This is a genomic window from Mesorhizobium sp. B2-4-19, assembly GCF_006441315.1.
Lineage (GTDB): Bacteria > Pseudomonadota > Alphaproteobacteria > Rhizobiales > Rhizobiaceae > Mesorhizobium.
In genome coordinates, this window is the sequence record NZ_VFUV01000031.1 from 1 (window position 1) to 26,313 (window position 26,313).

Annotated in this window: 25 protein-coding genes; 13 read left to right on the plus strand and 12 right to left on the minus strand. The window is 64.8% G+C overall.

The features are described from left to right. Positions 1-15 precede the first annotated feature (15 nt). Positions 16-1,083, plus strand: a complete 1,068-nt coding sequence (locus tag FJ546_RS30215; RefSeq protein WP_140892871.1) for an alpha/beta hydrolase — start codon at positions 16-18, stop codon at positions 1,081-1,083. A 1-nt stretch (position 1,084) separates the two neighbouring features. Continuing rightward, a complete protein-coding gene (locus FJ546_RS30220) occupies positions 1,085-1,555 on the plus strand; it encodes a hypothetical protein (RefSeq protein WP_140892872.1) in 471 nt (156 codons plus the stop codon). Between the two features lie 86 nt (positions 1,556-1,641). On the opposite strand, the gene pyk is transcribed toward FJ546_RS30220, so the two are convergent. Further along, the gene (pyk, locus tag FJ546_RS30225; protein ID WP_140892874.1) at positions 1,642-3,084 is read right to left on the minus strand and encodes a pyruvate kinase; all 1,443 of its coding nucleotides are present in this window, start codon (positions 3,082-3,084) and stop codon (positions 1,642-1,644) included. Beyond that, complete coding sequence (locus tag FJ546_RS30230) at positions 3,081-3,545, minus strand: DUF1036 domain-containing protein (protein WP_181168152.1); 465 nt, start codon at positions 3,543-3,545, stop codon at positions 3,081-3,083. The genes pyk and FJ546_RS30230 overlap by 4 nt, the downstream gene beginning before the upstream one ends. A gap of 270 nt (positions 3,546-3,815) precedes the next feature. Here FJ546_RS30230 and FJ546_RS30235 point away from each other — a divergent pair, with 270 nt between their 5' ends. The 3 genes from FJ546_RS30235 (at position 3,816) to FJ546_RS30245 (ending at position 6,468) form a co-directional block, all read left to right on the plus strand. Next, on the plus strand, positions 3,816-4,613 hold the full coding sequence (locus FJ546_RS30235; RefSeq protein WP_140892878.1) for an N-formylglutamate amidohydrolase: 798 nt from the start codon (positions 3,816-3,818) through the stop codon (positions 4,611-4,613). An 11-nt stretch (positions 4,614-4,624) separates the two neighbouring features. Beyond that, the gene (locus tag FJ546_RS30240; protein ID WP_140892880.1) at positions 4,625-4,933 is read left to right on the plus strand and encodes a DUF1244 domain-containing protein; all 309 of its coding nucleotides are present in this window, start codon (positions 4,625-4,627) and stop codon (positions 4,931-4,933) included. A gap of 359 nt (positions 4,934-5,292) precedes the next feature. Continuing rightward, positions 5,293-6,468 (plus strand): MFS transporter, encoded by a 1,176-nt coding sequence (locus FJ546_RS30245; RefSeq protein ID WP_140892882.1) that lies wholly within the window; start codon positions 5,293-5,295, stop codon positions 6,466-6,468. Here the strand turns inward: FJ546_RS30245 and FJ546_RS30250 are convergent. Beyond that, on the minus strand, positions 6,432-7,340 hold the full coding sequence (locus tag FJ546_RS30250; RefSeq protein WP_140892884.1) for a LysR family transcriptional regulator: 909 nt from the start codon (positions 7,338-7,340) through the stop codon (positions 6,432-6,434). The two genes, FJ546_RS30245 and FJ546_RS30250, sit on opposite strands and share 37 nt — an antisense overlap. A 115-nt stretch (positions 7,341-7,455) precedes the next feature. Between FJ546_RS30250 and FJ546_RS30255 the strand changes: the two genes are divergently transcribed. Continuing rightward, entirely contained in the window at positions 7,456-7,656 is a 201-nt protein-coding gene (locus FJ546_RS30255) for a DUF680 domain-containing protein (protein ID WP_140892886.1), read from the plus strand. An 87-nt stretch (positions 7,657-7,743) separates the two neighbouring features. Then, positions 7,744-8,700 (plus strand): SDR family oxidoreductase, encoded by a 957-nt coding sequence (locus FJ546_RS30260; RefSeq protein WP_140892888.1) that lies wholly within the window; start codon positions 7,744-7,746, stop codon positions 8,698-8,700. Between the two features lie 64 nt (positions 8,701-8,764). Here the strand turns inward: FJ546_RS30260 and FJ546_RS30265 are convergent, their stop codons facing one another. The 4 genes from FJ546_RS30265 to FJ546_RS30280 all read right to left on the minus strand — a co-directional run bounded on the left by FJ546_RS30265 (position 8,765) and on the right by FJ546_RS30280 (position 14,135). Then, positions 8,765-8,923: a DUF3309 family protein gene (locus FJ546_RS30265; RefSeq protein WP_140892890.1), complete on the minus strand. Its 159-nt coding sequence runs from the start codon at positions 8,921-8,923 to the stop codon at positions 8,765-8,767. Between the two features lie 122 nt (positions 8,924-9,045). After that, positions 9,046-12,222, minus strand: coding sequence for an efflux RND transporter permease subunit (locus tag FJ546_RS30270; protein ID WP_140892892.1), 3,177 nt, complete (start codon positions 12,220-12,222; stop codon positions 9,046-9,048). Positions 12,223-12,298: 76 nt separating this feature from the next. After that, complete coding sequence (locus tag FJ546_RS30275) at positions 12,299-13,474, minus strand: efflux RND transporter periplasmic adaptor subunit (RefSeq protein ID WP_140892894.1); 1,176 nt, start codon at positions 13,472-13,474, stop codon at positions 12,299-12,301. A gap of 160 nt (positions 13,475-13,634) precedes the next feature. Continuing rightward, complete coding sequence (locus tag FJ546_RS30280) at positions 13,635-14,135, minus strand: hypothetical protein (RefSeq protein WP_246687024.1); 501 nt, start codon at positions 14,133-14,135, stop codon at positions 13,635-13,637. 165 nt (positions 14,136-14,300) lie between these two features. Between FJ546_RS30280 and FJ546_RS30285 the strand changes: the two genes are divergently transcribed. Next, on the plus strand, positions 14,301-14,489 hold the full coding sequence (locus FJ546_RS30285; protein WP_246687025.1) for a hypothetical protein: 189 nt from the start codon (positions 14,301-14,303) through the stop codon (positions 14,487-14,489). An 18-nt stretch (positions 14,490-14,507) separates the two neighbouring features. On the opposite strand, the gene FJ546_RS30290 is transcribed toward FJ546_RS30285, so the two are convergent. Together FJ546_RS30290 and FJ546_RS30295 are read right to left on the minus strand one after the other, a co-directional pair. After that, a complete protein-coding gene (locus FJ546_RS30290) occupies positions 14,508-15,638 on the minus strand; it encodes a patatin-like phospholipase family protein (RefSeq protein WP_140892897.1) in 1,131 nt (376 codons plus the stop codon). A gap of 204 nt (positions 15,639-15,842) precedes the next feature. Then, on the minus strand, positions 15,843-16,931 hold the full coding sequence (locus tag FJ546_RS30295; RefSeq protein WP_140892899.1) for a citrate synthase/methylcitrate synthase: 1,089 nt from the start codon (positions 16,929-16,931) through the stop codon (positions 15,843-15,845). 93 nt (positions 16,932-17,024) lie between these two features. Here FJ546_RS30295 and FJ546_RS30300 point away from each other — a divergent pair, with 93 nt between their 5' ends. After that, positions 17,025-18,167: a citrate synthase gene (locus tag FJ546_RS30300; RefSeq protein WP_140892900.1), complete on the plus strand. Its 1,143-nt coding sequence runs from the start codon at positions 17,025-17,027 to the stop codon at positions 18,165-18,167. A 49-nt stretch (positions 18,168-18,216) separates the two neighbouring features. On the opposite strand, the gene ftrA is transcribed toward FJ546_RS30300, so the two are convergent. Then, positions 18,217-19,200, minus strand: a complete 984-nt coding sequence (gene ftrA / locus FJ546_RS30305) for a transcriptional regulator FtrA (RefSeq protein WP_140892902.1) — start codon at positions 19,198-19,200, stop codon at positions 18,217-18,219. Positions 19,201-19,334: 134 nt separating this feature from the next. On the opposite strand from ftrA, the gene FJ546_RS30310 reads away from it, so the two are divergent. Next, the gene (locus FJ546_RS30310) at positions 19,335-19,754 is read left to right on the plus strand and encodes a rhodanese-like domain-containing protein (RefSeq protein WP_140892903.1); all 420 of its coding nucleotides are present in this window, start codon (positions 19,335-19,337) and stop codon (positions 19,752-19,754) included. Between the two features lie 23 nt (positions 19,755-19,777). Here the strand turns inward: FJ546_RS30310 and phaR are convergent, their stop codons facing one another. After that, the gene (gene phaR, locus FJ546_RS30315; protein WP_095788022.1) at positions 19,778-20,389 is read right to left on the minus strand and encodes a polyhydroxyalkanoate synthesis repressor PhaR; all 612 of its coding nucleotides are present in this window, start codon (positions 20,387-20,389) and stop codon (positions 19,778-19,780) included. 81 nt (positions 20,390-20,470) lie between these two features. Further along, entirely contained in the window at positions 20,471-20,710 is a 240-nt protein-coding gene (locus FJ546_RS30320) for a hypothetical protein (protein WP_140892905.1), read from the minus strand. Here FJ546_RS30320 and FJ546_RS30325 point away from each other — a divergent pair. From FJ546_RS30325 to FJ546_RS30335, 3 genes are all read left to right on the plus strand, one after another. Continuing rightward, positions 20,691-21,875 (plus strand): acetyl-CoA C-acetyltransferase, encoded by a 1,185-nt coding sequence (locus FJ546_RS30325; protein WP_140892907.1) that lies wholly within the window; start codon positions 20,691-20,693, stop codon positions 21,873-21,875. The genes FJ546_RS30320 and FJ546_RS30325 overlap by 20 nt on opposite strands. A 90-nt stretch (positions 21,876-21,965) precedes the next feature. After that, positions 21,966-22,691 carry an acetoacetyl-CoA reductase gene (gene phbB / locus FJ546_RS30330; RefSeq protein ID WP_140892909.1) on the plus strand — a complete coding sequence of 242 codons (726 nt, stop codon included), beginning with the start codon at positions 21,966-21,968 and terminating at the stop codon, positions 22,689-22,691. Between the two features lie 711 nt (positions 22,692-23,402). Then, positions 23,403-26,313, plus strand: a 2,911-nt coding sequence (locus tag FJ546_RS30335) for a helicase-related protein (protein ID WP_246687026.1), incomplete at its 3' end; no start/stop codon positions are given.

Genomic DNA, 26,313 nt, shown 5'->3' on the forward strand with positions numbered 1-26,313 from the left:
CCCGTATATCCCCGCATGAACCTGATCTACGCCGCGTTCGCCTTCCTCTTTGCACTCGTCTTTGTCCTTTTCGGCGTTACCCGCGTCGGCTCGTGGCTGATCGAACGCCGTGATCCGGCCATTGGCGAATTCGCTGATATAGGCGGCGCCCGCATCCACTATGTCCACATTCCCGCCCCAGCCAATGCGGAGCTGCCGCCGATCGTCTTCATCCATGGCGCCAGCGCCAATCTCGGGGATCAGATGCTGCCGCTCAGGCCGCTGCTCGAGGGACGCGCCGAAATGCTGTTCTTCGACCGGCCGGGTCACGGCTGGTCGGGACGCGGGCCTGGCAACAATGAGGATCCGTCGGCGCAGGCCAATACCCTCGCTGACCTGATGGACCGCCTCGGCATCAGGAAGGCAATCATCGTCGGCCATTCCTTCGGCGGCGTGGTGACGGCGGCTTTCGGCCGCGAGCATGCCGACAGGACGCTCGGTCTCGTCTTCCTGGCGCCCGCGACCCATCCCTGGCCGGGCGGCGCGACATCCTGGTATTACGACCTGACCACCGTGCCGGTGATCGGCCGGCTCTTCTCCGAAACACTCACCTATCCCGCCGGCACGTTTCAGATGGCCGATGCAACGACCTGCGTATTCTCGCCCAACAAGGTGCCGGACGACTATCTCGGCACGGCCGCGATCCCGCTGGTCTTGCGGCCGTCGGCCTTTCGCGCCAACGCTGCCGACGTCGCCGGTCTCTATCGCTATACGCTTGGGTCCGCGCCGCGTTACAAAGAGATACGCGCGCCGGCGATGGTCATTTCGGGCGACCGCGACAAGGTCGTCTATGCCCATATCCACTCCGTCGGCCTGGCGCGCGATATCCCGGGCGCGGAGCTCGTCTGGGTGCACAATCTCGGCCACAAACCGGACTGGATCGCCTCGGACCTCGTCGTCGGCGCCATCGAGAAGGTAGCCGGCAAGGATATCGATCTGGAAGCGATGGCCAGAACGGTCGAGGCGCGAATTGCCGGCGATGCCTATGGTGTGGGCAAGTGCGCCGACATCAAGGAGCCCCAGGCCGAACTCGCGCCGACCTGAGATGTATATCCTCAAGCACGGCATCAAGAAAAACCCGGAAAAGCGATGGGCGCTGCCGGATCGCATCTTCTTCGGCTACGGCGCATGCCACATTCTTGCAGGCACTTTCCTCGAGCATCCCCCGCTTGCAGGATTTCATGCGGAGCGGATCATCCCGGCCGAGGGCTTTTCGGGAAACCATATTTATGTGACGAACGGCATCATCGCTTTCGATTACCACGGCTACTCCAGCCGCGAGCGCCTCCTGGAGCACCATCGCAGGGGCTGGTCCTCCCACGGTACTGGTTGGCACTGCACGATCGAGAAGGTCGATTTCGACCTGCTCGACACAACGGAATTGAACCGGCGAAAGATGCTGGGCCCGGATCAGTATCTGTATGACGCAGTTCTCCGTGCGCGCCGGTTTCTTCAGCGCATGGACCACGCGGAGGCTGCCGCAAGAGCGCTTGGGATTGCAACGGCTAGAGGCTAGATGAAGGCGGGACATTGCCCGCGCCTTTGCTGTATCCCAGCTACAGCGAGCCACACGAAACCGCGCGACACGCTTCAGTCACGAATTCAGCTGCTGCGGCTGCCCCGCGCTTCCGAGCCGACATAGGCGATGCGCAGCATGTTGGTCGAGCCGGGCGTCCTCAGCGGCACGCCGGCGGTGATGATGACGCGGTCGCCCGGCTTGCCGAACTCTTCTTCCAGCGCAATGCGGCAGGCGCGGTTGACCATGTCGTCGAGATCGGTGGCATCGGGCGAGACGACGCAGTGCGTGCCCCACAGAAGCGACAGCCGCCGCGCGGTGTTGAGGATCGGCGACAGCGCGATGATCGGCACTTGTGGCCGTTCGCGCGCGGCGCGCAGCCCGGTGGTGCCGGACGCCGTGTAGGTGATTATCGCCGACAGTTTCAGCGTCTCGGCGATCTCGCGGGCAGCCAGCGAGATGGCGTCGGCGCCGGTCGCTTCCGGCTCGGAGCGCTGGGCGTTGATGATGCCGGCATAGGTCGGGTCGGTTTCGACCTTGGTGGCGATGCGGTTCATCATCGCCACGGCTTCGACGGGATAGGCACCCGCCGCAGATTCCGCCGACAGCATGATGGCGTCGGCGCCCTCGAACACGGCGATCGAAACGTCGGAGACTTCGGCGCGGGTCGGCACCGGTGCGGTGATCATCGATTCCAGCATCTGCGTGGCGACCACCACCGGCTTGCCGGCGCGGCGCGCGGCGCGCGTGATCTGCTTCTGGATGCCGGGAACGGCTTCCAGCGGCATCTCGACGCCGAGATCGCCGCGGGCGACCATCAGCGCGTCGGACAGTTCGATGATCTCGGCCAGCCGGGTGACGGCCTGCGGCTTTTCGATCTTGGCCATGATCAGCGCCCGGCCGCGCGCGATCTTGCGCGCTTCGGCCAGATCCTCGGGCCGCTGCACGAAGGACAGCGCGATCCAGTCGACGCCCGTGGCGAGCACCGCGTCGAGATCCTTGCGGTCCTTCTCGGTCAGCGCGCCGACCGGCAGGTCGGTATCGGGCAGGCTGACGCCCTTCTTGTCGGAAATCGTGGTGCCGGCGACGACTGTGCAGACGATCGACTTGCCGTCACTCTTCACCGCTTTCAGCTCGAGCTTGCCGTCGTCGATCAAAAGACGGTGACCGGGCTCGACCGAACTCAGTATCTCCGGATGCGGCAGGTAGACCCTGGTCGAGGTGCCGGGCTCGGGATTGTCGTCGAGCGTGAAGGTCTGGCCTGGCGTCAGCACTTCCTTGCCATTGGCGAACTTGCCGACGCGCAGCTTGGGCCCTTGCAGGTCGGCAAGGATGCCGATCGGCCGGCCGACCTTTTCCTCGACGGCGCGGATGCGGCCGACCAGCGTGCGCATCAGTTCGTGGTCGGTATGGCTCATATTGATGCGGAACACATCGGCGCCCGCTTCGAACAGTTTCTGCAGCATCTCCTCGGAGGAGGATGCCGGACCGATTGTGGCTAGGATCTTGACCTTGCGGCTGCGTCTCATTGACTATTGGTTCCCGGGGCGGCTGGTGCGCCTCCCGTTGCGGGTTCATCGGTCAGCTGGACCATCCAGCTTGCCTGTTCGCCCGTGTCATATTCCTGGAATCCGGCGCGCTGGAAGCCCCGGGCGACGCAGTCGTTTACGCCGGCAATCTTGAACTCTTTTTCAGCCACGCACATGTTGATCGGGCCGTCCCAGCGTCCACCGCGCTCGGCGTCTTCTGCATAAAGATAGTAAAACCTTGATGACAGCGGCCCTTCGATCAACGTCTTGCAGCTCGATCCTTCGATGTGCCACCAGCCTTCGGTGATCCAGCCGGCCTTGGCACGATAGCCGATGCCGACGCCGACCAGGTTCTGCGTGGCGTTGCAGACGCGGAAATCGGCGCGCGCCGGCGAGGCCATAACCATCGCCGGCAAGCCAACGGCCACGGTCAGGAGCGGCATGGCAAAGGCAGAGCGCATGCGCTGCCTGCCGGCGGAACCCATCCGAAAACCCCTCAAGAACCACATCAGCATCTCTCTGCGCCCCTTTTCGGAAAAGTCCGGGCGCATGTCAACGCGCCGTTTTGATCAATTCCAATCGATTTAGGAAGGCTCCCGGCGCGCTATCCGTCGCCCTTTGCCAGATTTCCCGATAAACCTTGGCCAAACAACGGCATTGCGCACGCGTCGTCTTCGTGGAATGACGATAGCACCCTCCCCGGAAGCCAGCGAACAGACCATTTCCCGCCAATGACCCGATCCACAGTTTTCGCGCCTTTCGACATTGTCGAGGGCGACCGCAAGCGGGGCATCGTGCTCCTGGCCGATCATGCCCGCCGCGACCTGCCCGACGAGTATGGCAGCCTCGGTCTGCCCGCGGCGGAGTTCGATCGGCACATCGCCTATGACATTGGCGTCGAAGCGGTGACGCGCGAGCTCGCCGGCCTGCTCGACGTGCCGGCGGTCATCGCCAATTTTTCGCGGCTCCTGATCGATCCCAACCGCGGCGAGGACGATCCGACGCTCATCCGCCAGCTCTATGACGGCACGGTGGTGCCGGGAAACTATCCCATCGCGCCGGAAGAGCGCGAAAGGCGGCTCGACCGCTTCTACCGGCCCTACCACGACGCCGTCGGCGCGGTGATCGCCTCGGTCGCGCAGGCTTCCGGCCGGGCGCCCTTCATCTTCTCCGTGCATTCCTTCACGCCGGTGATGCAGGGCACGCAACGGCCATGGCATGCCGGCATCTTATGGGATCTGGACGACCGGGTGGCGCGGCCGCTGATCGATATGCTGGCGCAGGACAAGAACCTGATCGTCGGCGACAATGAGCCCTATGACGGCGCGCTGCGTGGCGACACCATGTTCAGGCATGCCATCGTCAACGGCTATGCCCACGCGCTGATCGAGATCCGCCAGGACCTGATAGCGGACCAGAAAGGCGCGCTTGCCTGGGCCGAGCGCCTGGCGCCGATCGTTGACGCGATAGACCGCCGTCCCGATATACATGCGGTAAAAATATTCGGCTCGCGCACCGGGCCGCTATGACGGAGGTTCCGATGACCGTACTCAGCGACGAGCAGAAGCGTGATTTCGAAGCCGCCGCCTTTCGCCGGCTGGTCGAGCACCTCAGGGAACGCAGCGACGTCCAGAACATCGACCTGATGAACCTCGCCGGCTTCTGTCGCAACTGCCTGTCGAACTGGTATCGCGAGGCGGCCGATGCCGAGGGCGTCGATCTCTCCAAGGATCAGTCGCGCGAGATCGTCTACGGCATGCCCTATGCCGAATGGCAGGCTCTCAACCAGATCGAAGCGTCGGACGCCAAGAAGGCTGAATTCGAGGCCAGGCGGCCGAAAGATCACTGAAGAACCTATAGGGCGAGCGGCCTCCGGCTGTGGTATCTGCGATGGGCGAGGTCCGCGACGGTCGCCAAGAGCACAGCGGCTCAGGATGAAGGTCGCGCTCACCGGAGTTGGTTCTGTGCCGAAGCAGCGCAGGGCTGCGAAGCAGCTCCAGGGGTCTGCGCTCGCTACGCTCCTTGCTCCGCCCGTGGATGACGAACGGAGAGGCGTTTTCGCTAATCTCCCACGTAGGGAAGTTCGCCAAGAACGATGTCGGTTCCATTTCGGCCTTTGGCCCAAGCGCTTCCTCAAACCGGTGCTTGACTGAAAATTGAATCGATCTAATTTGCCGCGCAAAGCCATTTTCTGACCGGATTCGCCTGATGAACGTGTTCAACGCCATGCAGACTGCCATTCGCGGCCGATGGGCCGTGGCAGCCATTTTCCTTGCCAATGGCTTCCTGACCGGCAGCTGGGCGCCGCAGATTCCGGTGTTCCTGACCAGGCTCGACATTTCGAAATTCACCCTCGGTCTGCTGATCCTTTTGTTCGGCGCCGGCGCGGTCACCGCCATGACCTGGTGCGGCCACCTGATCTCGAAACATGGCTCGCGCACCGTGCTGCGCTGGTTCGGCCTGTGCGGCAGCCTCGGCCTGCTGGTCGTGGCTCTGGCGCCCAACGTGCCGCTGGCGGCCATCGCCATGTTCATTTTCGGCGGCTCGATCGGCGGCATGGACGTCGCCATGAACGCCAATGCGGTGGTGGTGGAGCGAAAGATGTCCCGCGCCATCATGTCCTCCTCGCACGGCTTCTGGAGCCTCGGTGGTTTCGCCGGCGGCGGCCTCGGCGGCTTTGCCATCCAGCACTATGGCCACCTCGCCCATGCCGCGGCCGTGACCGTGCTTGCCTTCGCGGTGATCGCGATGGCGGTCGGCTATCTCGTCGCCGAGGACAGGCCACAGGCGGCCGAGCATCACAGCTTCACGCTGCCGGCCAACCCGCTGGTCTACCTGATCGGCCTGATGGCCCTGCTGACGATGATCTCCGAGGGCGCGGTGCTCGATTGGGCGGCGCTGTATCTGCGACAAGAACTTGGCGCCGACCTTGCCGTCGCCGGTCTTGCCTATGCCGCCTTTTCCGGCGTCATGGCGATCATGCGCTTCTTCGGTGATGGCGTACGCAACCGCTTCGGCGCGGTGACGACGCTGCGCGGCTCGGCGGTCGTCGCCGCCGCGGGCATGCTGGTCGCCGGCCTGTCGCCCTCGCCCTGGCTCGCCATCGCGGCCTTTGCGCTGTGCGGCTTCGGCATCGCCAACATGGTGCCGATCATCTTTTCGGCGGGCGGCAACCAGGAAGGCATGTCATCGGGCACCGGCATGAGCGTCGTCACCACCATGGGCTATTCCGGCATTCTGGTGGCGCCGTCGGCGATCGGCTTCGTCGCCGAGCATTCCAGCTTCGGACCGATCTTCATCGCCATGTCGATGCTGTTGATCGTCGTCCTGCTGATGGCGGGCCTCGCTCACCGCGCCGAATTCGCCCCAGCGCCCGCCGAATAGCGCTTCAACTCCTCGTGGAGAAAGTCCGCCACGCGGCGGATGCGCACACTGCTGCGCACGTCGCGATGCATCGCCAGCCATACCGGCAGGCTTGGCAGCGGCAGGCCGGGCAGCACCTTCTCCACCAGAGGGTCGCGATCGGCCAGCGGCTCCTGGCCGAGGCCAATGCCGTTTCCCGCCCGCACCGCCTCCCACAGGACCATCTGGTTGTCGGCCCTGAAGCGGAAACTGCTTCGGGTGACCGGGAGGCCGAATTGCGTAAAGCCCCGGATCATCTCGTCGCTGCGGTCGAAGCCGATCAAGGGATGATCGGTTAGGTCGGCCGGCCCGAGCGGGCGGCCGCGCCGGTCGAGATAGGAAATGGCCGCGCAGGCGCAGAGCGGGATGTCGCAGACCTTGCGCGCCACCAGTTCGTTCTGCGCCGGCTTGACCATGCGGATGGCGATGTCGGCGTCCCGGCGCAGCAGGTTCTCGACCTGGTTCGAGGCAACGATCTCGACCTCGATGCCGGGTTCCTCGATGCCGAGCCGTGCGGTCATCTCTGGCAGCACATAGGCCGCCACCACTTCGCTGGCGGCAATGCGCACCGTGCCTTCGATTGCCTCGACCGAACCCAGCGCCAGGCGTGAAAACGCGCTCGCCTGCTCGCTGACCGCCTTGCCGCGTTCGAACAGCGTAGCGCCGGCTTCCGTCAGCGCGTAGCCGCTCCGTCCACGCCTGAACAGCGTCACACCGAGCGCCTGTTCCAACTCGCCGATGTGGCGGCCAAGCGTCGGCTGGCTGGCCGACAGCATGCGCGCGGCGGCCGACAGGCTGCCGGTTTCCGCGACCGTGACGAAGCTCTTGATCAGGTTCCAGTCGATGTCGGCCATTCAAGAATGAATATCAGAACTGCATTCATGGTCAATTTCAATTCATCGATGAGGCAATCATATTCGCCCTGCAAACACCGATACGGACAGCAACCACCAACCAAGGAGAATTCAAATGACCAAGATCGCTCTCACCGCCGCCGCCCTCCTCATCGCCGCCAGCACGGCTTTCGCCGGCAGCGACAAGTTCGGCTCGAACGACGCCAGCCAGCCGGTCGTCAGCACCGACACCACGACCACCACGTCGATCGAGAAATCCGAGATCACCGATCAGAAGCCGCAGGGCAGCAACCGCGACGTCTTCGGCAGCCGCTGAACGGCGGTCCGCGGAAGATCCAGAAAGCGGCGGGCTCGTCCCGCCGCCTCAAACCCCGTCGCTTCAAACTAAATAAGGAAACGAACAATGACCAAGATCGCAATTCTCGGCGCCAATGGCCGGCTCGGCCGCGTGGTTGCCAAGGCCTTCATCGACGCCGGCTTCGACGTCCGCACCGTCACCCGCACCGGCAAGGTGCCGGCCGAACTCGAAGGCGCCACGGCGGTTGCCGGCGATGCGCTGGACCGTCAATCGCTGATGCGTGCCACCGAGGGCGTCGATATCATCTTCAACGGCCTCAACCCGACCTACACCGATTGGGGCAAATGCCTGCCGATGGCCGAAAACGTCATGGCCGCCTGCCATGCCAACAACGCGCTGCATTTGTTCCCCGGCACCGTCTACAATTACGGCTCGCCTATGCCGGCGGTGATCACGGAAGACACGCCGTTCCATCCGACGACCGAGAAGGGTCGCATCCGCTGCGCCATGGAGGAGCTGTTCCGCCGCGAGGCAGAGGCCGGCCGGGTACGCACCATCCTGCTGCGCGCCGGCGACTTCTTCGGCGGCACCGGCAGCGGTTCCTGGTTCGACCTGGTCGTCGCCGCCAAGATCAGCAAGGGCGTCTACACTGCGCCCGGTCCGGCCGACCTCGTGCATGAATGGGCGTATCTGCCGGACTTCGCCGTGGGCTTCGTCGCGCTGGCCAAGAATCTCGACAAGCTCGGCTCCTATGAGGCGCTGAACTTTCCAGGCCATGCCGTCACCGATGTCGAGATCAAGGCCGCTGCGGAGAAGGCGCTTGGCCGACCGCTCAAGATGACGTCGATGCCCTGGTGGGTGCTGCGCGCCGGCGGCCCGTTCGTGGCGATGTGGCGCGAGATCGTCTCGATGTCCTATCTGCGCTTCGAGCCGCACCGTCTGGCCTCGACGCGGCTGGAGGGCATCATCGGCGAAATCCCGCACACGCCGCTCGATCAGGCCGTCGCCCAATCCCTCGAGGACATCGGCATCGCCACAGTGAAGGCCACGAAAGCTGCCTGAATTGAGCCGGTGCCATACCCGCCCGTCCTCTTCACACCGAAAGCCTCATCGCGGCAAAGACGGCTCAGAGCCGCCCCATCAGCAGCAGCAGCAGAACCACCACCAGCACCACACCGACGATGCCAGAGGGTCCGTAACCCCAGGAGCGTGAATGCGGCCATGCCGGCACTGCGCCGATCAGGACAAGGATCAGGATGACGATGACAAGGGTGCTGATCGGCATGAGAAATTCCCCGCATTGAGTTCACTCGAGGACGATGTCTTCGCATCCCCCCACCGGGGAACAATGCAAAAGGCCGCCCGGTTGTTCCGGGCGGCCTTTGCCGTTCAGATTGGGAAGCCTGCCTACTCGGCGGCTTTTGGAAAGGCGATCGCGGGTTCCGCGCCGGCATCCACCGTCGGCGCGTCCGACGAGATCTCGCCCTTGCCCCGCCGGAACAGCCGGCTGATCAAGCCGCGCCGTGCACCTGGCTTGACCTTGGCGCGGGTGAACACCATCAGCATCGACGGCGTCACCACCAGTGTCAGCAGCGTCGCGAAGGACAGGCCGAAGACGATCGCCGAGGACAGCGAAATCCACCATTGCGTCGACGGCGCGTTGATCGTCGTCTCGTGATGGAAGATCTCCAGCCCAAGGCCGAAGGCGATCGGCAGCACGCCGAGGATGGCCGACACCGCCGTCAGCACCACCGGTCGCGCACGCTCGCGACAGGTCTGCAACACGGCATCCATCTTGTCCCAGCCCTCTTCGCGCAGCCGGTCGTAGGTGTCGATCAAAACGATGTTGTTGTTCACCACCACGCCGGCCAGCGCGATGACGCCGATACCCGACATGACGATGCCGAACGTCTCGCCTGTTATCAGCAGTCCCAGGAACACGCCGATCGTCGCCATGACCACGCAGGACAGCACCAGCCAGACGCTGGTGAACTTGTTGAACTGCGCCAAAAGCACCAGGAAGATCAGGAAGATCGCCGCACCGAAGGCCTTGCTGAGGAAGGCGCTGGCTTCGGCGCTGTCCTCGTTCGAGCCGGCCAGCTTCCAGCGAATGCCGCTGCCGAGATTCATGTCGGCGACGGCCTGGGTGACCTCCTGCTGCACGGCGGCGACCTGCTTGCCGGCGGCGACGTTGGCCTGCACCACAACGGTGCGGGCGCCGTCGATGCGGTTGAGGATGCCGACGCTTGGCTTGGCCTTGCGGACGACGAAGTTCGAAATCGGCACCGACCCCTGCGAGGTCTGCACCCTGAGTTCGTCGAGCGTCGACAGCGTGCGCCGGTCCTCCGGCAAGCGCAGCCGGATGTCGACCGCCTTGTCGGCGCCGGCAGGCCGGTATTCCGACAGCTTCAGGCCGTTGGTGACGAGTTGCACCACCGTCCCGACCGAGGTCGGGCTGATGCCATACTGCGCAGCCTTGGCGCGGTCGACCTCGAGTGCCCAGTCGACGCCGGGCGGCGGCAGGCCGTCGGAAACGTCGATGACGCCGGGCACCTTGGCGATGCGCGCTGCAACCGCACGCGCCTTCTCGTCCAATCCCTTGGGGTCGATGGCCGAAAGCCTGATCTGGATCGGCTTGCCGGTCGGCGGGCCGGCTTCCGGCACGCGGACCTCGACGTCGACGCCGGGAATACCGGCCATGACGCCGCGCAAATCGTTCAGGATCTGGTTCGCCGATTTGCGTTCGCGCCAGTCGATGAATTCGTACTGGATGACGCCGACGACATCCTCGGGCACATCCTGGCCGCCGCCGTCGGACTTGCCGACGCGGGTATAGACCGACTTCAGGCCCGGCCAGCCGAGCAGCCGGTTCTCGGCGATCTTGGTCGCCGTGTCCATTTCGGCCAGCGAAAGATTGCCGCGGGCATGCACATAAAGCAGGCCGTAGTCGGGCTCCACGCTCGGGAAGAACTCGACGCCGGCGCCGTACTTCGAATAGCCAACGAAGATGCCGGCCAGCAAGACCACTGTAAGCACCAGCACTGTGATGGGGAAGCGCACCGCCTGCTTGACGACCGCCATGTACCAGCCGTCGCGATTGTCGTCGGCGTGATGTTCCGGCGCCCTGGCGAAGATCGCGCCAAGCGTCGGCGCGAAGACCAGCGCATACAGCATCGAGGCCGACAGCGTGACGATCAGCGTGATCGGCATGTACTTCATGAAGTCGCCGATGATGCCCGGCCAGAACAGCAGCGGCGAGAAGGCGGCGATGCGCGTCATCGTCGCCGCGATGACCGGACCGGCCATGCGCTTGGCGGCAAGCGCGAAGGCTTCCTGCTTCGGCATGCCCTCGCTCATCCGCCGTTCGGCGAATTCGGTGACGATGATGGCGTCGTCGACCAGCATGCCGACCGCCAGGATAAGGCTGAACAGCACGATCATGTTGATCGTGTAGCCCATCATCGCCAGGAGCAGGATGCCGATCAGGAAGGACGATGGGATGGCGAGGCCGATGAGCAGCGACGCACGGCCGGACAGGGCGTAGAGGATGACGATGAACACCAGGATGACGGCGATCATCACATGGTTCTGCAGGTCACCCAGCAGCTGGTTGACGAAGACCGACTTGTCCTGCGTGTAGGTGACGTGCATCCCCTCGGGCATGGTCTTGACGAAGGCGTCGGACACCGCCCTCACCTTGGTGAGCGTGTCGATCAGATTGGCGCCGATGCGCTTCTTGACCTCGATGGCGATGGCCGGCTTGCCGTTGAGGCGCGTGATCGTCGTGGCATCGGCGAAGGTCGAGCGGATCGTCGCGATGTCCTTGGCCTGCACCACGGCATTGGGGCCGGCGACCACCGGCAGCGCCGCCACGTCCTCCGGCGTCTCGATCAGCGACGGCACCTTGACGGCGTATTTGCCTTGCGAGCCTTCGATATTGCCGGCGGCGACCAGGCTGTTGGACGCGCCGACGGCGCCGATCAGCTGGTCGAGCTGCAGCCCGTAGGACGACAGTTTCATCGGATCGATGACGACCTCGACGAGATCGTCGCGGGAACCCTGCAGCGAGCCTTCCAGAACGCCGGGCACTTCCTCGATGCGGTCACGCAGTTCGCGCGCCGCGGCGGCCAGCACGCGTTCGGGCAATTCGCCCGACAGTGTGACGACGAGCACCGGAAATTCGGAAATGTTGACCTCGGTGACGACAGGCTCCTCGGCGGCTTGCGGCAGATCGGCCTTGCCGTCCTGCACCTTGGAGCGTGTATCCTGCAACGCCGTCGCCAGATTGGTCTGCGGCTGGAACTCGACCAGCACATAGCCGCCGCCCTGGAAGGCGGCCGAGCGCATTTCCTTGAGGCCCTTCAGGCTTTTCAGCTTGCTTTCCATCGGCCGCAGCAGAAGGCGCTCGGAATCCTCCGGCGAGATGCCTTGATAGATCAGGCTGACATACATCATCGGAATCGGAACGTCGGGTTCCGCTTCCTTCGGCGTCGACTGATAGGCGACCCAGCCTGCAATCAGCAGGAAGACCAGGACCGAGATGGTCAGGCGGGCATTGTTGATTGCGAGTCTGACGATATCCATGACTTATGCCTGTTGCTTTCGGGAGTGGCGAACGGACTGACGTCGCCGGGCAGGGCCCGGCGCCGGCGTCGCTGCGCTACTGCGTCCCGGCGGTGGCTTCGCCGATCAGCTTGTTGATGGTCGCCTGGTCCGCCTCGACCGGCTTGACGTCGTCGCCTTCCTTCACCAGTTCCTGGCCGGCGACGATGATGCGCGCATCGGCCGGGATGCCGCCGAGCACGAGGCCGGTCGGTGTGTCGTCGACCAGGTCGATCGGGAAGAACGCAACCTTGTTGTCCTTGCCGACGGCGCGAATGCCCAGATCGCCCTTGTCGCCGAGCGTCACCACCGAGCGCGGCAGCAGGACCGCGTCGGTCGGCAGCGCGCTGAGCTGGATTTCCGCCGTCATGCCGGCCGGCACCGAGCCGTCGGCATTGGGGATGGCGACCTCGACGCGGAAGGTGCGGGTCGCCGACGACGCGTCGCGGCTGATGTAGCGCACGGTGCCTTCGACGGTCTGGCCGCTGACCAGCCGGACGCTGGCCTTGTCGCCGATCTTGAGATAGCCGAGGTCGCGCTCGCTGATTTCGCCGCGGGCGATCACCGGATCGAGCTTGAGGATGGTGGCCACCTCGCCGCCCTGCATGACCGAGCTGCCAAGCTCCACCGGCACCCGGTCGATAACGCCATCGAACGGTGCCTTGACCTCGTTGCGGTCGAGCTCGGCCTGCGCCGTATCCAGCTGGGATTGCGCCTGGGTCAGGTTGGAGCGGGCGGTGTCGAGCTGCAGCTTGGGCAGATTGCCGGTCCTTGCGAGTCGTTCGGCGGCATCGAGCTCGGCCTTGCGCTGCGTCAGCAACTGCTTGGCATTGTCGACGCTCGAGATCTTTTCTTCCGCCGCCAGCATCAGCACCAGGTCGCCGGTCCTGACATGATCGCCTTGCTTGACCGGCAGCTTGTCGATGACGCCGGCGACGCGGGTTGCCAGAACCGCGCGCTTGTCGGCCTCGGTCAGGCCGGAAATGCGGATGGCGCGCGCATAGGTCTTGCGTGGCGGCGTCACGACGGCAACGGTGCGCAGCGGCGCCTTCGGTTCGGCTTCCGCGGTTTTCGGCTTGCTAGCGTCCGGCGCCTTGCCCTGCTCGACTTCGGCCGCCTTGGCCTTGTTGGCCGCTACGCTGCCGACCGATGAGAATTCGCCCGTCGCCATCCACGCCGCGAAACCGATGAGCACAACAATGGCTGCAAGCTTGTGAAACCTGATTTTAGGCATCGTCATTTTTCCACTGCGAGTTCAGCCAGCACCGCGCCTTCATGACGCGGGCGCGTCGCCGATATGGGTGCGCGCCTGACCGTGTTCAAATTGCCGTGATAGGCGAGCGCGCTTCTACATCAAAGTTGCACTGCAATATAGCCTTAAAGTTGCAAGACCATTACGGCATCGGGCAAGGTGAACCCGCCGCCATCCAGTTTTCGATTGCTTGATAGGTCGCTTCGGCCGAGCCCGGAGCCGGCTCACGATCCGAGCCCGGCGCCCGGCCCCAGGCGACAAGTTTATTGTCGCGGACATGCAGCGCGACATCGGCCAATTTGCGGTCGCCATTGCGCGCCGGATCCTTGATCTGGGCACAGACTTCGGCCGAGGACTTACCGAACCAAGCCTTCTCGGTCGGCGCCAGATGCCAGCCCTCGGCGCCGGGTGGTCCGTGCAATGCCTTGGAATTACTGGAGAAATGACAGGTTGTGCAGCGCAGGCCCGGGTTGCCGAAGCCCGATCCGTCGGTTCCGCGCTGGACGTTGAAGGCGTGCACAAATGTGGCGCCATAATGCGCACCCGACCAACGCGGCCGGTTGTCCACAACATGACAATCGGCGCAACGCGGATGTGAGAACACCGCATGGATCTCGCCCCATTCGGACAGGCCCTTGGCCACGCCGACTGCCGGCCTCGATGATATCTGGCTCTCCTGCGCGGTTGCGGAAGGCGCCGCCGAAAACACGATGGCAGCAGGCGTCAGCATGATGAGAAGCTTCTTCATGCGAAGGCCACCCTTGTCGACAGCGGCAGGGTGCGGACGCGCTTGCCGGTAAGCGCGAAGATGGCATTGGCCAGCACCGGTGCCGCCGGCGGTGTGCCAACCTCGCCGACGCCGCCCACGCAACTGCTTACCGACATGCTGCTCGACGGGCTGGAAGGCATGAAGGCGCGGATCAGCGATCCCGAGGGGCAGCGGCAGACGGCCGCCGCCCTGGTCAAGGTGATCGACCTTGCGCTGAAAGCCGGATGAAGCCTGTCGGGGCTCCAGTCAGGCCCGGCGGCGCTCCGCTTCCGGGTTCTTGCGCACCGCGAGGAATTCCTTGACCCGCCGGCCGGGCGCGGGACCGCGCACCGGCTTGAAGCCGTCATCGAGTTCACCGGAGAGATCGAGTGTCGGCCGCTTGCCGACGGCATCGTAGTTTTCTTCCAGCCAGTCGCTGGCGGCGGTGCGGCCGAGATCGCGCAGATAAGTCAGGAAGGCCCATTCGGCATTAACCTTCGATGACGCCGACAGGTCCTTGAACGCCTCGTCGGCATCGATGCGGTGCATGCGGATGTCGCGATACTCGCCATGCGGCAGCCGGCCGGCGGCGATCAGTTCCTTGACGAAGGCGATCGAGCGGAATTCACGCAGCAGCCCGGCATTGAAGGTGATTTCGTCGATGCGGTTCTGGATCTCGTTGGCGCTCCTGGGCGTTCCTTCGCGCACCACCGGATTGATCTGCACCAGCAGCACATCCTCGGTCGCCGCCGTCTTGAAGAACGGATAGAGCGCCGGGTTGCCGCCATAGCCGCCATCCCAATAGGGCACGCCCTTGATCTCGACGGCGCGGAACAATTGCGGCAGGCAGGCCGAGGCCATCACCGTGTCGAGGTCGATCTCGCCATCGGAAAAGACCCGCAGCTGCCCGGTCTCGACATTCGTGGCGGAGATGAACAGCTCCATCGAATTGCAGGCGCGGACATTTTTGAAGTCGATCTCCCGCGCCACCACGTCGCGCAGCGGATTGAGGCCGAGCGGATTGGCGACATAAGGCGAGAACACCCGCGACATGGTGTCGAAGAACACGTAGCCCGGCGTGTTCTCGATCGACCAATTGCCCCAGGCGACGTCCCACGGCATGCGCTGCACCGGGCTGAACCGGCCCTTTGCCGCCACCGCACGCCAGAAATCGTCGAGCTTCTTGCGCGCGCCCTCGACCCCGCCACGCACAAATCCGTCGGCCAGCGCCACCGCGTTCATGGCACCGGCGCTGGTGCCGGAAACCGCCGATATCTCCAGCCTGCCGTCCTCCAGCAATCGGTCGAGCACGCCCCAGGAGAATGCGCCATGTGAGCCGCCACCCTGAAGCGCGATGTTGATTTTCTTGCCTTCCTCCGCCTTGCCGTTCTTCGTCATGGCGTTCCTGTCGTCCTTATGCGCCAACCTGCCCCCACGTCACGAAGGAAGCAGCTATCGGCGGCCTATGTTGCAGTGCAGCATATATGGGCAGACCAAGGCAAGAACACGAACACGGTCGCGTGATCACATGAAATTTCGGTCATAAGAGAAAAGCCCACCGCTTCGATGCGGAGAGGCTTTCTCTTTCGAAAACAGATGGAGCTAGGCGACCAGATCGGGCACTGGACCGATATAGCGCGATTGCGGACGGATCAGCCGTCCGGACGTCTGCTGCTCGCGCGCATGCGCGATCCAGCCGGCAACGCGACCGGCGGCGAAGACATTGCTGAAGGCCTGTGGCGGGAAACCCGCCGCTTCCAGCACCAGCGCGGTGTAGAACTCGACATTGGTCTGCAGCGAGCGCTGCGGCTTGGCGATCCGCAACACCTCGAGCGCCGTCTTTTCGATCTCCTCGGCGAAAGCCAGCCGGCGGCCGGTCTCGCCCTCGCCGCCAAGCTGCCGCACGACCGCTTTCAGCACATCGGCGCGTGGATCGCGCACACGGTAGATGCGATGGCCGAACCCCATGATCCGCCTGCCATGCGCGATCTCGTTGCGCAGCCAGCCGGCCGCATCGCCATGCGCCTCGATCGCGTCGAGCATCTCGACCACCGGGCCGGGCGCGCCGCCATGCAGCGGCCCCTTGAGCGCGCCGAGCCCGGCCAGCACCGACGAGGTCAGGCCGGCCAATGTCGAAGCAACGACGCGCGTGGCGAAGGTCGAAGCGTTGAGGCCGTGGTCGCAGACGGTCACCAGATAGGTGTCGAGCGCTTTTGCCAATGCCGGCGACGGAGCGGAGCCCCGGAGCATGCGCAACATGTCGGCGGCGTGATCGGCCTTGCCATCCGGCGCGACTGGCTGCTCGCCGCGCTGCAGGCGCAGCAAGGCAGGCGTCAGCACGGCGGGCGCCGCGATCAGCCGCAGCGCGTCCGTCAATGTTTCGCCGTCTGGCAGCAGAGCCATGCCGGCGCGCATGGCGCTGTAGATTTCGAGCGGTGCCAGCAGCGACAGCGAAGGCAGGGTCCGCTCGAACACCTCGACACGCGCCTCGCCCAGTTGCGCCGCCAGTTCGGTATCGCCAGGCAGATCCTCGAAGAAGCCGTCGAGCAACAGCCGGACGACCTGTGGAAAGTTCCATCGTCCGGCCAGTTCCGCAAGCGAATGACCACGGATCGTCAGTCGGCCGCCCAAACCATCCACGTCGGACAGCACGGTTTCGGCCGCAACCACATCATCGAGCCCATTCGCCATGACCTTGTCTCCTTGAAGCTTTTGCGGATCGCAGATAAGGCTGGTCAAGCCAAGCATCAATCTTGATCAATAGAATCAATATCAGAGCCGAAAATGTCGGAATGGCTGTCGCGGGAAGAGGCGTTGGAACGGCTGCGGGTAAGGCCACAGACGCTCTATGCCTATGTCAGCCGCGGGCGCATCGGCATGCGTCCCGACCGCGCCGATCCACGCCGCAGCCAGTATCGCGCCGACGACATCGCGGCGCTGGCAACACGCCGGGCGCGCGGACGCAGCCCTTCGGCCATCGCCGAAAGCGCGATTGCCTGGGGCGAGCCGTCGATCGCAACGGCGATTTCGACCGTCTGGCACGGTCACCTCATCTATCGGGGCCGAGACGCCGCCCTGCTGTCCGACCGTGCCACGCTGGAAGAAACCGCCGCTGTGCTTTGGGCCCTGCCTGAACCGCTCCGCTTCGAAGCGCCGCTGCCGGATGCGCCACGCCACTCCGGCCGCGCTCCGGCCTTCGCGCAACTTGCCTTGCTGGCCGGCCAGGCTCGGCCTTCGCTTGGACGCAGTGCCGCCTCGCTATGTGCCGACGCCGCGCGCGCAATCGGCGTGCTGGCCGGCGCCCTCGGTGCCGAAGCGGGGCCGGATCCGGTGCACCGGCGATTGGCACGGGGCTGGTCGGTCGATGAGGGTGGCGCCGATGCGATCCGGCGCGCTCTTGTGCTGCTTGCCGATCACGAGCTGAATGCATCGACCTTCGCGGCTCGCGTCGCGGCCTCCACCGGCGCCTCGCCCGCCGCTTGCCTGCTGGCAGGCCTGGCAACACTCTCCGGACCGCGCCACGGCGGTGCCGGCGAAGCGGTGATGCAGCTTGCTGAAGATGCGGCGCGGCACGGCGCCGACGCCGCGGTCCGGCGCTGGCTCGGCCACGACCGGCCGCTGCCGGGGTTCGGCCACCAACTCTATCCCGAGGGCGATCCGCGGGCCACGGCGCTCCTGGCAGCCATCGGCAACACCGATGAGACCTTGCGGTTGCTGGAGATCGCCGCCATCGCAGCGACCGGCGGCCAGCCGAATATCGATTTTGCCCTGGCCGTGATGACGCGCAGCCTCGGCCTGCCGCGCGATGCGCCGTTCCATTTGTTCGCGCTCGGGCGCAGCGTCGGCTGGGCCGCGCACATGGTCGAACAGATCGTCAGCGGCAGCATCATCAGGCCACGCGGCCGCTATGAGGGGCTGTTGCCCTGACAGCGTTTTGCCTGATGCGGTTTCGACCCGGGCTCAACTTTGTCAGCCGTCAAGCGGAGTTGGCATTGGTCCCGAACCGCGCCCGGTACGCAGCGGGCGTCGTGGCGAATTGCCGGCGGAAATGATGCCGCAGCGTCGCCGCCGCGCCAAAGCCGGCGGTCTCGGCAATCCGCTCGATCGGCATGCTCGTGTCTTCCAGCAAAGTGCGCGCCCGCGAAAGCCGCTCCGAAAGCAGCCAGCGCGCCGGCGTGACACCGGTCGCGGCCGCGAACCGGCGCAAAAATGTCCGCTCGCTCATCCCGGCAAGACCGGCCAGCGTGGCGACAGGATAGTCGGCGGAAATATCCGCGCGCATTCTGTCAATCAACGGTCCAAGCCGGCCGTGTTCGTGCGGCTCGGGAACGGAACTTTCGACATATTGCGCCTGGCCGCCGTCACGGTGCGGCGGCACGACCAGGCGGCGCGCCACCATATTGGCCGCCTTGGTGCCGAAGTCGCGCCGCACCAGATGCAGGCACAGGTCGATACCCGCGGCGCTGCCGGCCGAAGTCAGCACATTTCCCTCATCGATGTACAGGACGTCAGGAACCACGGTGATGTCGGGATACATCTCCCTCAGCCTGTCGCTGTAGCGCCAATGCGTGGTGGCCTTCTTACCCGACAGCAGGCCGGCCGCGGCGAGGACGAAGACGCCCGAGCAGATGGACAGGATGCGTGCGCCCCGCTCGCTGGCCTTGCGAAGCGCCCCGATCAGCAATGGCGGCACCGGACAGTCCACACCGCGCCATCCCGGCACGATCACGGTGCCGGCCTCGCCGATCAGATCGGGTCCGCCATCGGCGACGATGCGCACGCCGCCCATCGCACGCATTTCGCCGGCATCGATGCCGGCAACGGCAAAACGGTACCAATCCGCACCCATCTCCGGTCTGGGCAAGGCAAACATCTCGGCCGCCACGCCGAACTCGAACGTGCACAGCCCGTCATAGGCGACGGCAACGACCAGTAGGTTGGCAGGAAGCACATTTGGCATGATCTTGACGATATATGGCAAAACTGCCAGCTGCAATCGCCAGGCCCGGTGCGCTACCTCAACTCCATCAGCGATGGGGACAAGCTCCATCCGAAAACGATGGAGGCCAGCTCCATCGGCGATGGAGATCCTTGATGAGCTATGTGACAGACGTTCCAGCGGCCTCGCCGGAGATTGCCCGCGACCATTTCCTGCACCGGCTTTCTGTCGAGACCGACTGTTCGGACGTTGCCGCGGCACTGCGCGGCGGAGAGCCGGACTTCGTGCTTCTGCACGTGGTCGGTTCGCCCGATGCCTATGAGCGCCGCCATGTCCCGGGCGCGCTGCACCTGCCGCACCGCGAGATATCGGCCGAGCGTATGGCAGAATGGCCGGCAGGCACGCTGTTCGTGGTCTACTGCGCCGGGCCGCATTGCAATGGCGCGGACCGGGCGGCGTTCAAACTTGCCAGCCTCGGCCTGCCGGTCAAGATCATGATCGGCGGCATTTCAGGCTGGCAGGACGAAGAGCTTCCTTTCGCCTCGGGCAAGGAGCCAGGTATTCTGCAAGCATGATTTGGTCTTGCCGGCTGGCCGGCTCACGACATCGTGTCGAGCTTGCGCTGCATGGCCGCGATCTGGTCCTTCAACTGCTGCAGATCGTCGGATTTCTCCGGCGGCGCGTCCTTCCTGGCCGGTTCGGCGGGAGCCGCGGCCGGCGCCGAGCCCGCGGGTGGGAAAGGCGTGAACAGCCGCATCGCGTTCTGGAACATTTCCATATTGCGGCGGGTCTGCTCTTCCAGCGCCTTGATCGGCGTCGCCATCTTCATCACATCGAGCGGCGACTTGCCGATGGCCCCCTTCATCTGCTCGCGAAAGCGCTCCTGCTCCTTGGAGAAGGCGATCATCGACTGTTCAAGGAAGCTCGGCACGATCATCTGCATCTGGTCGCCGTAGAAGGCGATCAGCTGGCGCAGGAACGGGATCGGCAGCATGTTCTGCCCATCCTTGTTCTCCAGCTCGAAAATGATCTGGGTCAGCACCGGATGCGTGATGTCGTCGCCGGTCTTGGCGTCCTGAACGGTGAACTCCTCGCCCTTCTTGACCATGTCGGCCAGATCCTCGAGCGTCACATAGGTGCTCGTCCCCGTATTATAGAGGCGGCGATTGGCGTATTTCTTGATAATGATCGGGTCGTCTTTTGCGGCCATCTGCATCCTCCCCGGACACCGGCGCGCCTGAGTAAGCAGCCGGTAACGATTGCGCCCTTTTTGAGGATATGCGCAAAAGCCTCATAATTCCAAGCAGTTTGTGCAGTGCGGGATCATATAATGCTGCATAGCAGGCAAAATATGCTGCGCAGCAGCGGCCTGCCCGCCGGCATGGCGGCGCGCGACCTGTTTGCGGCGCATGGGCGCCATGCCGATTTCCGGTTTGACTTGAGTCATGGAAAGGGCAAGAAAAGTTGCCACAATGCCTGAAAACACGACAGCTCGAAGTCTGGAGAAGAAAATGTCCTCTGCCAATTCCATCGTTGTCGCCAGTGCCGCGCGCACGGCCGTCGGCTCCTTCAACGGTGCTTTCGCGGCCACGCCGGCGCATGAACTCGGTGCTGTCGTCATCAAGGAACTTTTGGCGCGCGCGGGTGTCGAGGCAGCCGAGGTCGACGAGGTCATCCTCGGCCAGGTGCTGACCGCGGCCCAGGGCCAGAACCCAGCCCGCCAGGCCTCGATCATTGCCGGCCTGCCCAAGGAGACCACTGCCTGGGGCCTCAACCAGGTTTGCGGCTCGGGCCTGCGCGCCATCGCGCTCGGCATGCAGCAGATCACCACCGGCGACGCCAAGGTGATCGTTGCCGGCGGACAGGAATCGATGTCGCTGTCGCCGCACGCCGAGCACCTGCGCGCCGGCGTCAAGATGGGCGACTACAAGATGATCGACACCATGATCAAGGACGGACTGTGGGACGCCTTCAACGGCTACCACATGGGCAACACCGCCGAAAACGTCGCCCGCCAGTTCCAGATCACCCGGGACGATCAGGACCAGTTCGCGCTGGCCTCGCAGAACAAGGCCGAGGCCGCGCAGAAGGCCGGCAAATTCAAGGACGAAATCGTCGCCTTCACCATCAAGGGCAAGAAGGGCGACACCATTGTCGACCAGGACGAATACATCCGCCACGGCGCCACGCTTGACGCCATGACCAAGCTGAAGCCGGCCTTCGACAAGGACGGCACGGTGACCGCCGCCAACGCCTCCGGCCTCAATGACGGAGCGGCCGGCGCGCTGCTGATGAGCGAGGCGGAGGCCACAAGGCGCGGCATCACCCCGCTGGCGCGCATCGCGTCCTGGGCAACCGCCGGCGTCGATCCGGCGATCATGGGCACCGGCCCGATCCCCGCCTCGCGCAGGGCTTTGGAGAAGGCCGGCTGGTCGGTCGGCGATCTCGACCTGGTCGAGGCCAATGAGGCATTTGCCGCGCAGGCCTGCGCCGTCAACAAGGGCATGGGCTGGGATCCCTCGATCGTCAACGTCAATGGCGGCGCCATCGCCATCGGCCATCCGATCGGCGCCTCGGGCGCCCGCGTCTTCAACACGCTGGTCTACGAGATGCGCCGCCGCGGCGCCAAGAAGGGCCTCGCGACGCTGTGCATCGGCGGCGGCATGGGCGTCGCCATGTGCGTTGAAGCGCTCTGAGAAAACGATGACCGGGCGGCGCGAGCCGCCCGGTCAATATCCAGTGCCTGCCAAGCCCGAAAACAGGGCGATCTCAAAAAGGGGAAATGCATGACCAAGGTTGCAATCGTCACGGGCGGATCGCGCGGCATCGGCGCGGCGATCTCGATCGCTTTGAAGACCGCCGGCTATTCGGTTGCCGCGAACTATGCCGGCAATGACGAGGCGGCCGCGAAATTCAAGGCCGAGACCGGCGTTCCGGTCTACAAATGGTCGGTCGCCGACTATGACGCTTGCGCCGCCGGCATCAAACAGGTGGAGGCCGACCTCGGCCCGGTCTCGGTGCTGGTCAACAACGCCGGCATCACCCGCGATGCCATGTTCCACAAGATCACCCGCGACCAGTGGAAAGAAGTCATCGACACCAATCTGTCGGGTGTTTTCAACATGACGCATCCGCTGTGGAACGGCATGCGCGAGCGCAAGTTCGGCCGCGTCATCACCATCTCCTCGATCAACGGCCAGAAGGGCCAGGCCGGCCAGGTCAATTATTCCGCCGCCAAGGCCGGCGACATCGGCTTCTCGAAGGCGCTCGCTCAGGAGGGTGCTCGCGCTGGCATCACCGTCAACGTCATCTGCCCCGGCTACATCGCCACCGAAATGGTCAAGGCCATCGACGAGAAGGTGCTCAACGAGCGCATCCTGCCGCAGATCCCTGTCGGCCGCCTCGGTGAGCCCGAAGAGATCGCGCGCTGCGTCGTCTTCCTCGCTTCGCAGGATGCCGGTTTCATCACCGGCTCGACCATCACGGCCAATGGCGGCCAGTACTTCGCCTGAGACGTCTGACGGCGGCTCACATCCCGCGACGAACGGACCGGAAACCGGTCCGTTTTCAACGGATGCCTGGACCGCGCGACGCCCCGCTGCGGCGCAATGCCCCAATCCGGCACGCAAAGGTTAATGGCGGCAGCGCCGCCTGTGCGAACCCTGTGGGCAAGCCTGTGAATCCCCGGTGGATAAGCTGTTCACAACACAAGATATTGAGGGAACAAAACGGGAAAATGCCGCCGGCTCTGATTTGTCGCCGATTCGTTCCGGCTTTGAGCCGAAGTTAACGTTAATCCCCCGGATTCAGCTGTGTTTCCTTAACCTCAAATTCAGAAAGATTAACAATTTCATAATGTTGAGCGATAGCCATCAAGATGCTTCGTTCATTTGCCGGCAAAAGTTAAGGGCAAGGCCCGCCCAGCATAAAACGGGCCAGTTCGATGATTCAGCATGTGGTGAGACTCATGGTCACAAAATCCATATGTAGCCGTGAACAAAAGCTGAATCTGAGAGAGTCGCCGATTCGTCGCCGATTCGTTCCAGACTCGTTCCATCAGTTAAGCCGCAGCCAATTTAGCGCCAGACAGAGTTGCCTTCGAGCCGCCGGTGGAACATTCCGCTTTCGCTTCGCGCCCGAAATCCCTATGTGTCGCCTGTCATACGCGCCAGTTGAGGCACGCTCCCGACAACCAGAGGCCAGAAAGCCTTATTTCCAGGTCGATGAACATCCAGCCGAAACACACTGAGCCGCTGATCCTGTCGGGCCGCGACGTGACCGCCGTGCTTGGGCCGACCAACACCGGCAAGACCCATCTCGCCATCGAGCGCATGGTGGCGCACGAAACCGGTGTCATCGGCCTGCCGCTCAGGCTGCTGGCCCGCGAAGTCTATACACGCGTCTGCGAAAAGGTCGGCGCCCACAAGGTCGCGCTGATCACCGGCGAGGAGAAGATCCAGCCGCCAGGCGCGAAATATTCGGTCTGTACCGTCGAGGCCATGCCGCGCGAGACGGACGCCGCCTTCGTCGCCATCGACGAGGTGCAGCTCGCCGGCGACCTCGAGCGCGGCCACATCTTCACCGACCGCATCCTGCATTTGCGCGGCCGCCAGGAGACGCTGCTGCTGGGTGCCGCCACCATGCACGGCATCCTGCAGCGCCTGCTGAAGGGCGTCTCGGTGGTAACGCGGCCGCGGCTGTCGCATCTGGCCTATGCCGGTTCGAAGAAACTGACCCGCCTGCCGCGCCGTACCGCGATCGTCGCCTTTTCCGCCGACGAGGTCTACGCCATCGCCGAGCTGATCCGCCGCCAGCAGGGCGGTGCCGCCGTCGTGCTCGGCGCGCTCTCGCCGCGCACCCGCAACGCCCAGGTGGCGCTGTTCCAGTCCGGCGATGTCGACTATCTCGTCGCCACCGACGCCATCGGCATGGGTCTCAACCTCGATCTCGACCATGTCGCCTTCGCCCAGAACCGCAAGTTCGACGGCTACCAGTACCGCAATCTGACGGCGGCCGAGCTTGGCCAGATCGCCGGCCGCGCCGGCAGGCATCTGCGCGACGGCACGTTCGGCGTCACTGGCCAGGTCGACCCGCTCGACGAAGAGCTGGTCAAGAAGATCGAGGGCCACGACTTCGATCCGGTGAAGGTGCTGCAATGGCGCACCGCGCATTTCGACTTCGCCAGCCTCGATACGCTCAAGCGCTCGATCGAGACCAACGCGCCGGTCGAGGGCCTGACGCGCGCCCTGCCGGCGGTCGACGCACAGGCGCTCGAATATCTCTCCCGCGACGAGGACATCCGCGCGCTCGCCACCGATGCCAAGCGCGTCGCGCTGCTGTGGGAAGCCTGCGCGCTGCCCGACTACAGGAAGATCGCGCCTGCCCAGCACGCCGACCTGATCGCCTCCATCTACATGGACCTTGCCCGTCATGGCCATGTCGACGAGAACTACATGGCCGAGCAGGTGCGCCGTGCCGACACCACCGAGGGCGACATCGACACGCTGTCGCACCGTATTGCCCAGATCCGCACCTGGACATTCGTGTCGAACCGGCCCGGCTGGCTGGCCGATCAGGCACACTGGCAGGAAAAGACGCGCGAAATCGAAGACAGATTGTCGGATGCGCTGCATGAGCGGTTGACGAAACGCTTCGTAGACCGCAGGACTTCCGTCCTCATGCGGCGCCTTAGAGAAAATACCATGCCTGAAGCCGAAATCAGTCCTACCGGAACCGTCCTTGTCGAAGGCCACCATGTCGGCGAGTTGCAAGGGTTCCGCTTCACCGCCGACCAGACCGCCGGCGGCGAAGACGCCAAGGCCGTGCGCACGGCCGCGCAGAAGGCGCTGGCCGCCGAGTTCGAGGCGCGCGCCGAACGCTTCGGCGCCTGCGCCAACGGCGACCTGGCGCTTGGCTCGGACGGCACGCTGCGCTGGATCGGCGCGCCGATCGGCACGCTCGTTTCCGGCGAAGACGCGCTGAAGCCGCGCCTCGTGCTGCTGGCCGACGAACAGCTGACCGGCCCGGCGCGCGACAAGGTCGCCGCGCGCGCCGAACGCTTCGTCAACTTCCAGGTCGAAACGCTGCTGAAGCCGCTGGTCGACTTGAAGAACGCCGAGCAGATTTCCGGCATCGGCCGCGGCATCGCTTTCCAGCTGGTCGAGAATTTCGGTCTCATCAACCGCCGCGATATCGCCGAGGAGATGAAGTCGCTCGACCAGGAGGGCCGCGCGGCACTTCGCCGGCTCGGTGTGCGCTTCGGCGCCTACCATGTCTTCGTGCCGGCACTGATCAAGCCGGCCCCCGCCGGGCTGGTGACCTTGCTGTGGGCGCTGAAGAACGACGGCAAGGACAAGCCTGGTTTCGGCGACGTCGTCCACGCGCTGGCGTCCGGCCGCACCTCCGTGGTCATCGATCCGGCCTTCGACAAGGCTTTCTACAAGCTGGCCGGCTATCGCAATCTCGGCCGCCGCGCCGTGCGCATCGACATATTGGAGCGGCTGGCGGACCTCATCCGCCCGGCGACCAACTGGAAGCCCGGCCTCGGCCAGCGTCCGGACGGCGCCTATGACGGCCATTCCTTCATGGTGACGCCGCCGATGATGTCGATCCTTGGCGCCACCGCCGACGACATGGAAGAGATCCTCAAGGGCCTGGGCTACCGCGCCGAGCCGAAGCCGGCGGCGGAGGTCAAGGCACGGCTCGAGGCGCAGGACACCGCCGCGCGGGAAGCCGCTGCCGCGAAACTTGCGGCGGAAGAAGCCGCGCGCGCCGAGCAGGCCAAGGCAGCCGAAGCCGCCGCTACGGACGCGGCCGCGGAGGCGGCGGTCGAGGGTTCGGAGCCGGCTGCCGCCGAGGCCGCCGTCGAAGCGCCGGCCGAGGTCATCGCGGAAGCGACAGCAGAGCCGGCCGCGGAAGAAGCTCCGGCACAAGCCGCGGAAGAAGTTCCGCTCGTGGCGGAAGTCCTTGCTGACGTTACTGTCGCCGAAAGCGATAGCGCCCTTGCCTCCCCCTCGATGGGGGAGGTCGCGGCGCGAAGCGACGGGGGTGACAGCGCCGACGATGCACGTGGCGGCGATGAAGCCAACGATTCAGGCAGTGCCGACGGCACCGCCGCCCCCCCCACCCCGGCGC

What these genes read in the sequence shown, in the direction of transcription:
- FJ546_RS30215 (WP_140892871.1), top strand. Translation starts at nt 16, where the DNA reads ATGAACCTGATCTACGCCGCGTTCGCCTTCCTCTTTGCACTCGTCTTT.
- FJ546_RS30220 (WP_140892872.1), top strand. Translation starts at nt 1,085, where the DNA reads ATGTATATCCTCAAGCACGGCATCAAGAAAAACCCGGAAAAGCGATGG.
- pyk (WP_140892874.1), bottom strand. Translation starts at nt 3,084, where the DNA reads ATGAGACGCAGCCGCAAGGTCAAGATCCTAGCCACAATCGGTCCGGCA.
- FJ546_RS30230 (WP_181168152.1), bottom strand. Translation starts at nt 3,545, where the DNA reads ATGCGCTCTGCCTTTGCCATGCCGCTCCTGACCGTGGCCGTTGGCTTG.
- FJ546_RS30235 (WP_140892878.1), top strand. Translation starts at nt 3,816, where the DNA reads ATGACCCGATCCACAGTTTTCGCGCCTTTCGACATTGTCGAGGGCGAC.
- FJ546_RS30240 (WP_140892880.1), top strand. Translation starts at nt 4,625, where the DNA reads ATGACCGTACTCAGCGACGAGCAGAAGCGTGATTTCGAAGCCGCCGCC.
- FJ546_RS30245 (WP_140892882.1), top strand. Translation starts at nt 5,293, where the DNA reads ATGAACGTGTTCAACGCCATGCAGACTGCCATTCGCGGCCGATGGGCC.
- FJ546_RS30250 (WP_140892884.1), bottom strand. Translation starts at nt 7,340, where the DNA reads ATGGCCGACATCGACTGGAACCTGATCAAGAGCTTCGTCACGGTCGCG.
- FJ546_RS30255 (WP_140892886.1), top strand. Translation starts at nt 7,456, where the DNA reads ATGACCAAGATCGCTCTCACCGCCGCCGCCCTCCTCATCGCCGCCAGC.
- FJ546_RS30260 (WP_140892888.1), top strand. Translation starts at nt 7,744, where the DNA reads ATGACCAAGATCGCAATTCTCGGCGCCAATGGCCGGCTCGGCCGCGTG.
- FJ546_RS30265 (WP_140892890.1), bottom strand. Translation starts at nt 8,923, where the DNA reads ATGCCGATCAGCACCCTTGTCATCGTCATCCTGATCCTTGTCCTGATC.
- FJ546_RS30270 (WP_140892892.1), bottom strand. Translation starts at nt 12,222, where the DNA reads ATGGATATCGTCAGACTCGCAATCAACAATGCCCGCCTGACCATCTCG.
- FJ546_RS30275 (WP_140892894.1), bottom strand. Translation starts at nt 13,474, where the DNA reads ATGCCTAAAATCAGGTTTCACAAGCTTGCAGCCATTGTTGTGCTCATC.
- FJ546_RS30285 (WP_246687025.1), top strand. Translation starts at nt 14,301, where the DNA reads ATGGCATTGGCCAGCACCGGTGCCGCCGGCGGTGTGCCAACCTCGCCG.
- FJ546_RS30290 (WP_140892897.1), bottom strand. Translation starts at nt 15,638, where the DNA reads ATGACGAAGAACGGCAAGGCGGAGGAAGGCAAGAAAATCAACATCGCG.
- FJ546_RS30295 (WP_140892899.1), bottom strand. Translation starts at nt 16,931, where the DNA reads ATGGCGAATGGGCTCGATGATGTGGTTGCGGCCGAAACCGTGCTGTCC.
- FJ546_RS30300 (WP_140892900.1), top strand. Translation starts at nt 17,025, where the DNA reads ATGTCGGAATGGCTGTCGCGGGAAGAGGCGTTGGAACGGCTGCGGGTA.
- ftrA (WP_140892902.1), bottom strand. Translation starts at nt 19,200, where the DNA reads ATGCCAAATGTGCTTCCTGCCAACCTACTGGTCGTTGCCGTCGCCTAT.
- FJ546_RS30310 (WP_140892903.1), top strand. Translation starts at nt 19,335, where the DNA reads ATGAGCTATGTGACAGACGTTCCAGCGGCCTCGCCGGAGATTGCCCGC.
- phaR (WP_095788022.1), bottom strand. Translation starts at nt 20,389, where the DNA reads ATGGCCGCAAAAGACGACCCGATCATTATCAAGAAATACGCCAATCGC.
- FJ546_RS30325 (WP_140892907.1), top strand. Translation starts at nt 20,691, where the DNA reads ATGTCCTCTGCCAATTCCATCGTTGTCGCCAGTGCCGCGCGCACGGCC.
- FJ546_RS30320 (WP_140892905.1), bottom strand. Translation starts at nt 20,710, where the DNA reads ATGGAATTGGCAGAGGACATTTTCTTCTCCAGACTTCGAGCTGTCGTG.
- phbB (WP_140892909.1), top strand. Translation starts at nt 21,966, where the DNA reads ATGACCAAGGTTGCAATCGTCACGGGCGGATCGCGCGGCATCGGCGCG.